Origin of the sequence: Sphingobacterium sp. Ag1 (assembly GCF_000988325.1) — a bacterium.
Taxonomy (GTDB): Bacteria; Bacteroidota; Bacteroidia; order Sphingobacteriales; family Sphingobacteriaceae; genus Sphingobacterium.
In genome coordinates, this window is record NZ_LBGU01000043.1 from 42,378 (window position 1) to 56,411 (window position 14,034).

The following is a 14,034-nucleotide window of genomic DNA, read 5'->3' on the forward strand; positions in this document are numbered from 1 at the left end:
GAAGCGCTGACTTCAACAGTCTGGACTTCGGATGCGCCAAATGTATAAACCCAATGGAGCAACAAATTCAAAAATCATGATAAAACCTAAACAGTATAAACGGACTTTGTTGGCCCTGCTACTCAGCGTTGCCAGTGGATTTTCTGTCCTACAGGCCAAAGTATTGCTGCCTGCTTTTATTGGCGACAATATGGTACTACAGCAGAAAGAAAAGGTCAAGATCTGGGGAACTAGTACCGCAGCGGGCAAGCAACTTAGCGTAAATAGCAGCTGGAACAACAAGAGCTATCAGGTTGAGGTCGATCAGCAAGGAGGCTGGCAAGTCTATCTGGAGACGCCAAAATACGGTGGACCCTACCAAATTACCATCAACGATGGTGATCAATTGATCCTAAAGAATATTTTGATCGGTGAAGTCTGGTTTTGTTCAGGACAGTCAAATATGGAAATGCCGCTAGCGGGCTGGGGTAAGATCAATAATTTTGAGCAGGAAATCAAAGCAGCCAACTTTCCCAATATTCGTATTGTGCAGATTCCAAAAGCTACGGCCAATCAACCTACCACAGCAGTGAAGGTGGAGTCTGGTGGATGGAATGCGGTGACACCAGAACGTATTCCGGAGTTTTCGGCTACGGCCTATTTTTTTGCACGGGAAATCTACGAGAAAACAGGCATTCCCATTGGGCTGATCCACTCTTCCTGGGGCGGAACAATCATTGAAGCCTGGATGAGCCGGGAGGCACTTTCACCTTTTTCAACCTATACGGCGGCCATTGAGAAAATCCAACGTCCGGATGCACAGGAAATCTATGCGAAAGAGCTGGCCGAATGGAATCGCGTCGCCGAACAGCAGGATCAGGTGAAGACAGCAACGCAGGGCGAGTGGTTTGCGCCACAATTGGATAAAAGCAGCTGGTCTACGATTACAATTCCGAGCTTTTTTGACTGTAACCTATTTCCAGGAATGGATGGTGTCGTTTATTTTGGCAAAGACGTTGAACTACCGGCACATTGGGAAGGTAAACCTCTTAAGTTGATTTTGGGAGCAATTGATGACAACGACATCACCTATGTCAATGGTACAAAGGTGGGCGAAACTGTCGGCTACGATCAGATTCGGAAATATACTGTTCCTGCAACAGCCAACAATGGCAGCCTATTGCATATTGCTGTTCGCGTATTTGACGGAGCCGGCGATGGCGGAATATATGGCGGTACAGAGCAGCCGCGACTGGAAGGACCAAATGGCGAACAACTATCTCTCGTGGGAGACTGGAAATGCAAAGTGGGTTATGATCTGGCGAAGCTGCCCACAAAACCTAACGCCATGGAAGGCCCTAATAGGCCTACTGTGCTCTACAACGCCATGGTGAAGCCTTTTGTGGATTTTAAGATAAAAGGTGCCATTTGGTACCAGGGAGAAAGTAACGCGGATTCAAAAGACGCTCCCTATCAGCAACTGCTGCCCGCACTGATTCAGGACTGGCGCAAGCAATGGAACAATGAAAAGATGCCTTTTTATTTTGTTCAACTGGCCAACTTTAAGGCGAAAAGTTTAACACCGCAGCCTTCTTCCTGGGCGAGATTACGGGAAGCGCAGCGCCAAACACTCAAATTGCCTTACACAGGTATGGCTGTTATAACGGATATCGGCGATGCTCAGGATATTCACCCCAAAAATAAGCAGGATGTCGGTAGAAGGCTTGGCTGGATCGCAACAGCGCAGCTGTATGGCAAAAAAATCCCTTATTCGGGCCCGGTTCTCGCGCATTGGACGACAAAAGCTGCAGAAATGCAACTTAGCTTTAATCCCATGGGCAAAAAGCTTGTGCTGAAAGGAGCGGATAAACGCAATGCTAGCTTTACTATTGCTGGTGCCGATCAGGTCTTTTATCCTGCAGAACTCAAACAGGTCGGAAATAAGTTGATCGTATCTGCCAAAGAAGTACCGTCACCCGTCGCAGTGCGTTACGGATGGGCCGATAACCCGGATTTGGTACTCTATAACGATGCTGGATTACCCGCTTCTCCGTTCCGTACCGATAGCTGGGATAAATAACCGATGTAAACCATCCCCTTATGAACCATAATTGGAGAGCCTATCGTATACGTAAGAAGTAATTAGAAAATATCGCGTCTAAACGAATTATGATTATGCAATTTTTTGCATGATAAGGGATCTCTTTGCCCCTAAAATATTAATCAAGAACTATTTTATACATAACTACAGTAAACAATGAACACAAAAAAGACAAGACAGTGGCCCGAAAAACGGGTGTCATTTGTTCCAGAAGTCAGTATTATGGCACTTTGTCTTTCGATTGCGGTACCAACTGCGGGGTCTGCAAAATCGTTATGGACAACAGCTGGCCGATTACCGGAGAACACACCGCATGCGGCATATAATAAATTAGGCATGTTCCAGCATGCTGTGAAAGGAAAGGTAAAGGATAGCGATGGAAAACCGATTGAAGGCGTTACAGTAAAGGTTAAAAATTCGGCTGTAGAAACAAAAACAAACGGGTTGGGCGACTATGAATTCAAGTCCGTCGATGTCGGAGCCGTCCTGCTGTTTTCATCCGTGGGTTTTGAAACAAGGGAGGTCGTTTTCAATGGCAACGGCCAACAATTGGATGTTGTGCTAAATAACTCATCTTCAAGTTTAGAGGAAGTCGTTGTCGTTGGTTATGGTACGCAAAAGAAAGTAAACCTAACAGGTGCCGTGGCTACAGTGAGCGGCAAAGATATGATCAAACGGCCCGTTGTCAATACAGCTTCCATGCTGCAGGGCGCAATACCGGGCGTACAAATCAACCAGGGCTCGGGAGAACCAGGCAATGAAGGTGTATCCATCCGCATTCGTGGTAAGGGAACTTTTAGTGGTGCCGGATCGGATCCTTTGGTGTTGATCGACGGTGTACAAGGCAAATTTTCGGATGTCAATCCCAATGATATCGAAAATGTCAGTGTACTTAAGGATGCGGCATCTGCAGCGATTTATGGATCCCGCGCGGCAAATGGTGTTATTTTGATCACCACAAAACAGGGGAAATCAGGGAAAACAACCGTGCAGTATGACGGTAATGTGGGTATCTATAAGCCTACGAAAATGTTTGATCTGATCACTAATTCGGCGCAGTATATGGAATTATACAATGAAGCGCGTAAGAATTCCAATCTCAACGATGGCCTATATCCCGCCGATGTGATCGCTGCCTATCGCAATAGCAACGATCCTGTAAAATATCCAAATACGGACTGGCTGGGGCTTATTTTCCAAACTAAACCGACCTACACGCATAATCTTGGTATCCAGGGCGGAAACGAGAAGACAACCTTTAATGTTGGTTTGGGCTACGTCAATCAGGATGGAATGATCAAAGGTTTTAACTACGACCGTTATTCCGCCCGGCTCAATCTGACGACCAAAATCTCGGACGGGATTAAATTCGGAACAAATATCTTGCTCAAAACAGGACATACCGAATCTATTCCGGGTGGATCCAAAGACTTGTTCCTGTCGGCCATGTCGCAGGCGCCAACTTATGGGCCATTTTTGCCGGATGGTAGCGGGCGATATACGTACAAAGCTTACGACTGGGAGTACAACAATAAAAATCCTATGGCCGTATTGGATCGGAAATTCACCTACAATACCGATGATTATGCGGCTAATTTGCAGGCCTGGATGGAAGTACAACTGTTTAAAGGTCTTTCCTGGTACACCAAAGGTGCCTATAATTTCAATATGGACAAGTACAAGGATTATAAATCGACCTTGGATGAATATTACTACCACACGGGTACGCTGGGAACAACATTGGATCTTGGCAAGGGCCTTACAGATCAGGATCAGCAAACGATATACACCAATTTATTTACTTACCTGAACTACGATCGTGCGTTTGGGGCCCACCACCTCAAAGCGCAGGCCGGATATAGTATTGAAAAAAGTAAGTATACCTACCTCCAGGGTTTCAGACAGAATTTTGTCGATGATACCTTAACGGAATTAAATGCCGGTGGATCGGATATTCAACGGGCAAACGGAACAGCCAACCAATGGGCATTGATTTCTTATTTCGGCCGATTGAACTATGATTACCAAGGAAAATACCTCTTAGAAGCCAATATGCGTTACGATGGTAGTTCGAAATTCTATGGTAAGAATCGCTGGGCAGTATTCCCTTCTTTCTCTGCAGGCTGGCGTGTATCTGAGGAATCGTTTGTCAAGGAATTTGCGTCGGGTTGGCTGGATAATTTGAAGATCCGTGGATCCTGGGGCCAACTTGGAAATCAGAATACCGGTAACTATCCGTATCAACCCGTATTGGGACTTACCGGAAATTACTCTTTTGACAATAGTACGCTAAATTCCGGTGTTGCTCAACAGGGATTAAACAACCCGATTATCAAATGGGAAACAACAACGATGACCGATGTGGGGTTGGACTTAAGTCTGTTTAAAAATTTAGATATCACCTTTGACTGGTACAAAAAGAGAACGACTGATATCCTTAGGCAGTCACAGATTACTGCAATCGTTGGTTTGGGAGCACCTTACGTCAATGATGGAATTGTCGAGAATAAAGGTCTTGAATTGGGAATTACTTATCGTAGTCAGATTACTACGGGAGCATTGGAAGGGTTACGCTATCAGCTAGGTGCAAACCTCGATCGTTTCAAAAACAAGCTGGTGAAATTTGGCGAACCGGAAATCGGGGGCTATACAGTCAAGAAAAACGGCTACGCGATGGACAGTTTTTATACCTACGAAGTCATGGGTATATTCCAATCGGAACAAGAAGTCGCTAGTTCGCCTAAGCAGTTTAATGACAATACATTGCCAGGAGATCTCAAGTACCGGGATGTCAATGGGGACGGAAAAATAGATGCGAACGACAGAACAATTATTGCGGGTGTAGATCCAAAGTTGAACTATAGTTTTAATCTAAGTGCAAGTTTTAAGGGCTTTGACTTTTCGGCCCTATTACAAGGGGTATATGGTGTCAAATCTTATGTTTCGGGCTGGGGTGTAACTCCTTTTGTACAGGGTAGCCCACCGACAAAAGATTGGTTAGACCGTTGGACACCTGAAAATCCTTCGACTACAATGCCCCGTATTTATTGGGGTTGGAGCGCTCCGGAGAAATTCAGTCGAGCTTCCAGCTATTTTATACAGGATGCTTCATACTTCCGGTTGAAAAACCTTGTATTGGGATACACTTTACCTGATGGGCTATTGAAAAAATATAAAATTGACCGCCTACGGGTTTATTTTTCGGGTGATAACCTTGTGACTGCAACCAAATTTAAGGGCCTGGATCCTGAGCGCTATGGAAATGGTGACCTCGTGCAATATCCGCAAAACAAGATTTATTCATTTGGTGTACAAGTTAATTTTTAAGTGCTATGAAAAAGAAATTTATAACAGCGTTGCTATTATCCGGACTATTTTTGGGTTCCTGTAACAGTGCCTTGGACCTCAATCCTTTGGATCAGATTGCTTCGGACAACTATTTTAGCAAAAAATCGGATTTTGATAATGCCTTGGCCGGTGTATACGCGTCGTTGCAGAGTGAGACGTTCTCTTATGGGATGCCTTTTCGGGACTGTCTGACCGACAATGGCTATAATCAGTTCAATTCAGGTAGCGTCAACGAAATCGTTGGCGGCAATTTAAATCCAACAACGGGTGGCTACGAAACCGGTATCTATAATGATGCATACGTAGCGATAGGCAGAGCAAATCGTTTGATCGAGAAATTACAAAGCTATGCAGGGGCAGACATAAACGATGCAGAGAAAAAGAAAATGGAAGCTGAAGCCCGCTTTATCCGTGCTTTCGTTTATTTCCAATTGTACAGTATCTATGGCGAAGTGCCGCTTGTATTGGTTTCATTGAATCTGGAGAATCAGCGTCAGCCAAAGGAAAGTGCAGAGAATATACTAAAACAGATTCGAGCTGATCTGGATTTTGGGATCGCCAACTTAGCGCCTAAACCTTATTTCAATAATGGGGGGCATGCGGCCGCCAGTTCAGCAAAAGCCTTGAAAGCACGGGTTTTATTGTTTGCGGCTTATGGTGACAAAGGAGTGCCCGATTTAGCAATTTTGAAAGAGGTAAAAGACTTATGTACCGATATCATGAAAGAGTATACCCTGAGTACGGCTTTTGAAAATGTCTTTCGCGATGCGACACAAAAGAATAATACCGAGATTATCTTTTCGGTCAATTTTCTGGCACCGAATAATACTGCCCCTTGGGACATGTACCTAGGCGATTGGATTGCTGCTTCGCCTTTACAAAACCTGGTGGATACCTATGAATGCAAAGATGGTTTGCCTTTTGGTGAATCACCGTTGACCGACCGAACCAACCCGTTCAAAGATAGGGATCCGCGCCTGAGCAAAACAATTTTTGTGGATCATCCTGATTTTGGCGGCGGTAAGATCCATACACCGTCCAATCCGCGGCCTACAGGTTATGGGGTGTTGAAATTTTTGGATCCGGCCAACCTACCTTTTGGTTTTTCAACATTGAGCCAACAAGATGCGGTTATACTGCGGTTTGGCGAGGTGTTGTTGATGTACGCCGAAGCACAAAATGAAATAGCCGGGCCAGATCAATCGGTTTATGATACCATGAATACTTTGCGGAGTCGGGTTCAGATGCCAGGGTTCCCTGCCGGTTATACCAAGGAAAAGATGCGCGAGCGTATCCGCCACGAAAGAAGAGTCGAACTTGCTTTTGAAGGACTACGGCATTACGACCTGATTCGTTGGCATATCGCGGGTGAAGTACTCAATGGGGTCAAAGACAGTAAAGTGCCCTATCATTTCGAAGATAAATTCTATCGCTGGCCATTACCACAAACAGAAATTGAAAAAAGCGCAGGGATACTGATTCAGAATCCAAACTATAAATAACAAGACTTTTTGCCTTCTTCTGATCGGCAATTTCCTAAACCAACCACAGCAGCGCGCACGAAATCTTTTCGATGCGCGCTATTTTTGGCGGTGATAACGATTACTGTAAAGGGATCAACACATTCTGTTCCAAGCGTACAGGGACATGCTTCACCGAGGTAAAACCGTCTTCCTTAGAAACGATGTTGGAAAGATCCAGTCCTCTTTTGGAGAACGTACTGATCAAAGCTGTTCTAAAGGTAGCTTTTGATGATCCCCAGCCTTGTCCTAAGATGGTGTCATTGTTAAGCTGTATGAGTTCATCCGTTGAATAATAACTGAATTTTTCCAGTAAGTGTTGGTAAAGATTTGTTGTAGTAGCCATACAATTTAAAAATTTAAAGGATTAAACCATAAACTGTATCCAGATCTTTGTGGGAAAATAATCGTTCTGCAACGTTTATTTTGGTCGAAACCCGTATTAATTTACCACCGCGGTGCCTGCACTCGGTTGGTATTGCATCATGCAATTCTGAATACTCTACAAATATAGTAGATTATTTTTTATTATAAAAAATATTTTTGTTTTTACGGGTAAATGAGCGTTAAAATCAGTACAAGGGAGGTCAAAGTGGGGGCAGGTTGTTGTTTTTGATTTGGTTATGAAGCGGATAGCTGGACGGTAAATTTATCATGCTACTGTAATCTCATTTAAAATACTTTAAAAAATAAAGATAAGACGATACTTTTGCGCCATGAATAGAATTGCGGAAATTAATGAATACATTGCTGCCGAACGCGAGGTATTATTGCAACACCCTTTGTATCGTAAGATCAAAACGATCAAGAATCTACGTTCTTTTACAGAAGGGCATGTTTACGCTGTATGGGATTTTATGTCTTTACTAAAAGCTTTACAGATTAAATTGACCTGTACGACTTTACCCTGGTTTGCGAGCGAGCATCCATCAACACGCTATCTGATCAACGAAATTGTATTGGCAGAGGAGTCGGACGAATACATTGATGGCCGCCGTTTGAGCCATTTTGAAATGTATCTGGACGCCATGGATGCCATGGGTGCCGATCTTCATCTGGTCAATAAATTTATCGGTCATGCCAAAAAATCGAGCGACATATTCGATGTCATCGCGACGACGACATTGGATAAGCGGATCAAAGACTTTTTGAATTTTACATTTGAAGTGATTGCTGAAGGTGAGGTGCATAAAATTGCTGCCGCCTTTACGTTCGGGCGTGAAGATCTTATTCCGGGAATGTTTACCTCTATCTTGGAAGAAATTAAAACAAATTTCCCTACAGCCAATCTGGATAGCTTTATTTATTATTTCCAGCGTCATATTGATCTGGACGGCGACGAGCACGGACCTTTGGCCATGCAGATGATCACAGATCTTGCGAAGGACGATGACGTTAAATGGGCAGAAATGAAGGAGATCAGTAAAATCGCGCTACAAAAAAGAATACAATTGTGGAATGCAATAGAAGATTCTTTATACGGATAATCTGGTTTTATACCATCCCCGAAAGGCCTCTCAAATCAACATTTGAGAGGCTTTTTTTATAGGCTGTAAAAAAGAGTAGCGCAAACCCTATTTGGCAGATATTGGTCTTTTTCTTTGAATTGATGAAAAAATGTCTTTTTTCCATAACATATTGGCGTTTGTGAAGAAATCCAAGTTGTAATAAGTGTCTAAGTTTGCAACGCAAAAAAATAATAGAGCACACGTGAACTTTTTTCCTCCCTATTGGGCAAAAGGAATACTAACTATGGGATTGTTAGTATTCACTATTTCGGACACCTTCGCCCTCGATTCTTTGCGTATGTCCCTGAAAGACATGATCGACAAAGCACTCCAGAACAGTAAATACGTCGAGCAGTCCTATTTGCAGCTCAAAGAAAGTGAGGTGGCAGTCCAGCAGCAACGCATGGAGCTGCTGCCCAAAATCTTCGCCAGAGCTTCTGCCAGTTATGCGAGTAATATGCCTGTTTATGATCAAGGTCTTTTAAATAAACCCTCCCAGCATGATATCATTCACTACTTGTACGATAGCGGTTTGGATTTTTATCTGAATCTCTACAATGGGCATCGCGATCTGATGAAAATTGAGTCCAAAAAATTGGAAAATGAGCTGGCCCGGATCGATTGGAAGAATGCGGCGGCGCAGACGAAATTGGAGGTTTGCAATCTTTTTTTGGACTTGGAACTGTCGTATAGTAATAAATCTCTAATCGAGCAGGATATTGCTGATCAACGGGTGCAACTCCAGGAGATTGAACATCTGTATACGGCGGGTGTTGTCTTGCACAGTGACGTTTTGCGTATTTCGTTAGAACTTTCGAAACGGGAACTGTTGCTCGTTCAGATCGGTCATGATATTCAGGCTGCAAATCAGAAACTGCAGCTTATTGGAGGCATTACAGCGGAGATTATCCCCTTGAGCGAGCCTTTTAAAGTGGAAAGCCCCAGTTATGAAACGCTTGTTGCCGAAGCGCGAAGCCATGCTTTTTCCCTCCAAAAATCCGAACAGGAAGTTGTTTTGAAGAAATTATCAGTCAAACAGGCCCGATCAAATTATCTTCCTGAATTGGGGTTGACCAGCACATTTACCTTTGCCAATCCCCAGGTTTTCCTTTATCCCTATAACCCCAGCTGGTATAATCTGAGTATTACAGGGCTTAAATTAAACATACCAATATCAGCTATTTATCTCAATAGGAATGTGGTGCGCGGAGCACAAATAGCCCTGGACCGGCAACAGGTGAAACACCATCATGAGGAGGAAATTCTGGAAAATCAGTTGTTACAGGCCCTCTTGGATTATCAATTGGCGATCAAGCAGCAGGACGTCTGCCAAAACAATAAGGCACTGGCACTGGAAAATGCACGGATTATAAAGAACAGGTATTTTAAATCATCGGCGCTGATTACAGATCTTCTAGACGCGGATATGCAATACTTAAAAACACTTTTTGATCTTGAAACCGCACATATTGCGCTACAGAAACATTATTATTTTATCGAATTTTTGAAGGGTACTATCTAATGAAACCTAAATCACGCAGAACAGTTGTGGAAGCACAACTCACTCGAATCACCAACTGGTTGGCCGCAATTGTCTTGTTGGCATTATTGTTATGGGGCGCTAACACCTTATGGATGCGCGTGCGGTATACCTACACCAATGATGCGCAAGTAACACAGTACATCAATCCCATTGTTTCCCGCGTAGGAGGTTATGTGGTTTCCGTGCATTATCACGATCACCAATTGGTTAAACGAGGTGATACCCTATTGCTTATTGATAATAAGGAATATAAATATGAGGCGGATCAGGTAGCTGCATCCGTCAATAAGGAAGCAGCAGAGATCAATGTTCTTCATAGTCAAAAAGAAATCCTCCAGGCAGAGCACGAATCTTTGCGGACATCCATTGCTGCTGGTGAGGCACGTGTAACGAAACAACAATTGGAGTATGATCGATACAATTACCTGTTTCAAGAAAAGTCTGCAACAGCACAGCAACTGGAGGATGTAAAAGCGACTTTGGATGTCTACAAGAGTGAACTGGCTTCGTTAAAACATAAATTGCAGGCTTCACAGGAAAGGGTGCACGACGTGGACATGAAAAAAGGTGTCGTTGATGCCGAGCGCGTTCGTTTGACTGCAGCCGTTGGTCGCAAGCGGCTTGATGTTGGGTATACCGTTATTCGCGCACCCTACGATGGGCAGATTGGCAAACGCACCATTGAAAAAGGTCAAATGATAAGTGCTGGTGAAGTTTTGGGCTTTATCGTCAATAGAGAAACCCCAACCTGGGTGACGGCTAATTTTAAGGAAACACAGTTGCGCTATTTGCATCTTGGCAATAGGGTGGAGGTGGTGGCGGATGCCTATCCGGATCAGAAATTTTATGGCAAAATTATTTCCATCTCCCCGGCTACAGGATCAGCTTTCTCCCTTTTACCGCCAGATAATGCAACGGGCAACTTTGTGAAGATTGTACAACGCGTACCTGTTCGCATTGAGCTGGATAAGCAAAGGGGAGCTCAACAGCTTCTTTCGGGAATGAATGTAAATGTCTCGGTATCAAAAAAACAGCAATAGTGAAAGGTATTTTTAAGGAGTGGGTGCCGGAGTGGTTGATCAAGCTTATCCTGTTCAGCAGTTTAATGCCGAGTATGGTCTTATTTTTCCTGCCGGGGGCCAACACAAATGTCTCTGCTGGATTTTATGGGGCGCAACCCAGTGACATCCAGTTTCTGATCATTTTGTTTTATGCAGGTTTTGTCGGATTCTACGTGTTGGAACGACGCTTTTTTTTATACTTTCCCATTAAGCTGTACTATATTATCTTTCATCTGCTACAGCTATTGAATTGCTTTTTGATGTACAGTATCAGGGATATCAGCTGGGTATATGGGCTGCGTTTTTTTCAAGGAATGTTGTTTGCTTCTGCCGTAAACTTATCGATCTCCATGATATTTTCCAGGTTGAAAAGTGATCGGGCCAAGGAAGTGAGTTACGCTGTCTTTTTCGGCTTACTATTATGTAGCTCACCTTTTAATACATTCGTTACGGCTGAATTTATCGATTCATTCAATTTTGATCAGCTCTATCTATACGCTGCATTATCATTTGTACCGGGTTTATTGCTCATTATGCTAACGATGCGCTCCATACGGCATATACGTCCTTACCCCCTGTTTTCATTAGACTGGGCGAGCTGTATTTTCTATAGCCTTGTGATCGTCAGTTTTGGCTATCTAATGGTGTATGGACAGGAAGTGTATTGGTTTAACGATCAGCAGCTACTTATTGTATTCGCGCTGGGGATGACGCTGCTTATTCTTTTTATTGTTCGACAAATGGTTCTCAAACGTGTTTATGTGCATTTGACGATTTTTAAAAACAGAAATTTTCTCTTGGGACTGTTGATTTTGTATATGATGTATATCGAGCGCTTCTCCCTGACCATCTCAAATCAATATCTCGTACAGGTTATTCAACTTGATCCCATTCATTTGTCCTATATCCAATGGTTTAATATTGCTGGTATTGTCGCCGGTGTACTGGGCTCATTGTATTGGATGCTTGGGCAACGTCCCGTAAAATGGATTTGGATTCTGGGCTTCTGTTGCTTGCTGCTGTTTCACCAATGGATGTTTTTCTCCTTTGAGGGGCAGGGTAATGACGCACATTTTTGGATACCTTTGGTTTTACACGGACTAGGAGTAGGGCTTATCATGGTACCGACCATCTTATTTTGCATTACCAGTGTTAGTCCTCAATTGGGGGCTTCTGCAGCAGCGATCTGTCTCGCTATCCGGTACTTGGGCTACACGAGTAGTATCGGTTTACAGAATTTTTTCAAGCTGTTTGAACATGCCCAGCACCAGCAGGTGTTTAGGGATCGAACGGAAGTGGACAATCCTTTGTTTCGGGAGTACCTGCAGCAGGAATCTGTCAGCATTTTGCAGCATGGACTGCAGTATAAGGAACATACCGCGGCTTTAAAGCTCGTTGCTGAGCGGATCAAGATCCAATCTTTTGTGCGTTTTGCCATGGATTATTATGAGATCATGTCCATGATCAGTATCAGCATACTTTTGCTGATACTGATTTCACCTTCCTTGAAAAGCATGTATAAGAAACTAAGAAAAAACAGAATTTCTCCAGCTTAGATCTCCTGAATATCCCATATTCCAGCTGTACGTTGGAGTTCGACCAAGGCGATCGCATAATTGTAACGGGCTTCATAATAGCTAAGCTGGGTTTCATTGTAGGTCCGTTGGGCATTTAAAACTTCCAGTAGGGATGTATCGCCTCTTTTATAGCTGTAAACCTTTCCTGCTAAAATTGCCTTTGCTTCCGATAGCATAGCGCTGTCAAATAGCTGTACCTGTTTTTGAGCGGCCTGGTAGGAGAGGAACGCTTGTGTAACTTCGATCTGAATGCGTAGAAGGACTTCCTGATAGGCAATCTCATCTTGATCGATCTTAAATTTTGCAGCTTTCAGATCACCTGTGTTAAAATTCGAGAACTTGAGCGGAATGGAGATGCCTGCATTTACAGCTGTAAACTGGGGCGTTGGGGCGGTTTCATTTCGCGCTTCACCATTATAGGTGACGCCGACTGAAAGCCCGAGATCTATTATCCGATTGGCTTGGGCCAATTGGAGCAGGCGTTTTGAAAGCTGTTTATTTTGCAGGGCAACTTTTAGGTCGCTGCGGTCATTTTGGGCTACTCTAACCAGTTCATCTAAGTGGTAGGTACGGTCCAAATGGTTGAAAGCATCCAGGGATAACACCGTTGTCGTGACGGAGCTATCTGCCATAAACAGGGAGAGGTTTGCAAGGGCGGATTTCCAGGTAGCTTCTGTTGCCAGCAACGTATTGTGCATATTGGCGGCTTCCAGTTTAGATTGACGGAAATTAATTTCAGGGATGCTCCCCAATTGATACCGAATACTATCCGATATGGCCAATTGCCGAAGTTGCTGATAGGAATTTTGGTTTATTTTCAGCAGGAATGCCTGCTGCTTTGCTGTTAAAAATGCAAGTGTAGCGTCGGCACGTAAATTTCGGAAATAGTCTGCGAGCAGTAAACGGGTTACTTCGGCTTCATCTTTGGCCAGGTTTATCCGTGCTTTTCGTTTAGCCCCCAGCTCCAGTGTCCATGCAATTCCCGCATTATAGCCCCGGCCAAGTTGTTTTGTACGTTCACTATTATCAAAAATACCCATACTAAATTCAGGATCCGGAAATACCCTGGCGCTAATGATATTGGCTTCAGCAATGCTGAGGTTGAATTTTTCGGCGGCGTAGCCCAGATTATTTTTAGCGACTATATGGATGAATTTTGAATAGTCGAGTTGCTGCCCTGTCACTTCTGACACGCTGCTATTCCTATCCTGAGCGATTGCTGTATGGTATAGCGCGAGTATAAAAAGAAAAAAGGTAAAGCTTTTCTTTGTTAAAATATGTTGCTTGTTCATGATCATCGACGTGTTTTGAATGTTCTGTTTTAATGATTCTTTTATTAAAGTACGAGGGCGCTCCTTGACACATGAAATAAGTAGCCCGGGCTATTCGTAAGCGCA

The 14,034-nt window shown here is 43.7% G+C and carries 9 protein-coding genes and 1 riboswitch; of the genes, 7 read left to right on the top strand and 2 right to left on the bottom strand.

The genetic code is table 11. From position 1 onward, the window contains the following. The first annotated feature begins 76 nt into the window (after positions 1-76). From AAW12_RS17775 to AAW12_RS17785, 3 genes are all read left to right on the top strand, one after another. A complete protein-coding gene (locus tag AAW12_RS17775) occupies positions 77-2,059 on the top strand; it encodes a sialate O-acetylesterase (RefSeq protein ID WP_046675487.1) in 1,983 nt (660 codons plus the stop codon). A 177-nt stretch (positions 2,060-2,236) separates the two neighbouring features. Beyond that, the gene (locus AAW12_RS17780) at positions 2,237-5,407 is read left to right on the top strand and encodes a SusC/RagA family TonB-linked outer membrane protein (RefSeq protein ID WP_053003787.1); all 3,171 of its coding nucleotides are present in this window, start codon (positions 2,237-2,239) and stop codon (positions 5,405-5,407) included. 5 nt (positions 5,408-5,412) lie between these two features. Next, complete coding sequence (locus AAW12_RS17785; RefSeq protein WP_046675015.1) at positions 5,413-6,930, top strand: RagB/SusD family nutrient uptake outer membrane protein; 1,518 nt, start codon at positions 5,413-5,415, stop codon at positions 6,928-6,930. Between the two features lie 100 nt (positions 6,931-7,030). On the opposite strand, the gene AAW12_RS17790 is transcribed toward AAW12_RS17785, so the two are convergent. Continuing rightward, a complete protein-coding gene (locus tag AAW12_RS17790; protein WP_046675016.1) occupies positions 7,031-7,294 on the bottom strand; it encodes a hypothetical protein in 264 nt (87 codons plus the stop codon). A gap of 66 nt (positions 7,295-7,360) precedes the next feature. Continuing rightward, a riboswitch (SAM-I-IV-variant riboswitch) is annotated at positions 7,361-7,454 on the bottom strand. A gap of 210 nt (positions 7,455-7,664) precedes the next feature. Here AAW12_RS17790 and AAW12_RS17795 point away from each other — a divergent pair. The 4 genes from AAW12_RS17795 (at position 7,665) to AAW12_RS17810 (ending at position 12,616) form a co-directional block, all read left to right on the top strand. Continuing rightward, entirely contained in the window at positions 7,665-8,435 is a 771-nt protein-coding gene (locus AAW12_RS17795; protein WP_046675017.1) for a DUF3050 domain-containing protein, read from the top strand. 265 nt (positions 8,436-8,700) lie between these two features. Then, entirely contained in the window at positions 8,701-9,978 is a 1,278-nt protein-coding gene (locus AAW12_RS17800; protein WP_046675018.1) for a TolC family protein, read from the top strand. Beyond that, positions 9,978-11,039 (top strand): HlyD family secretion protein, encoded by a 1,062-nt coding sequence (locus AAW12_RS17805; RefSeq protein WP_046675019.1) that lies wholly within the window; start codon positions 9,978-9,980, stop codon positions 11,037-11,039. Before AAW12_RS17800 ends, AAW12_RS17805 begins: the two co-directional genes overlap by 1 nt. Then, positions 11,039-12,616, top strand: a complete 1,578-nt coding sequence (locus AAW12_RS17810; protein WP_156167689.1) for a beta-carotene 15,15'-monooxygenase — start codon at positions 11,039-11,041, stop codon at positions 12,614-12,616. The genes AAW12_RS17805 and AAW12_RS17810 overlap by 1 nt, the downstream gene beginning before the upstream one ends. On the opposite strand, the gene AAW12_RS17815 is transcribed toward AAW12_RS17810, so the two are convergent. Then, the gene (locus AAW12_RS17815) at positions 12,613-13,929 is read right to left on the bottom strand and encodes a TolC family protein (RefSeq protein ID WP_197084084.1); all 1,317 of its coding nucleotides are present in this window, start codon (positions 13,927-13,929) and stop codon (positions 12,613-12,615) included. The genes AAW12_RS17810 and AAW12_RS17815 overlap by 4 nt on opposite strands. Between the last annotated feature and the right edge of the window lie 105 nt (positions 13,930-14,034).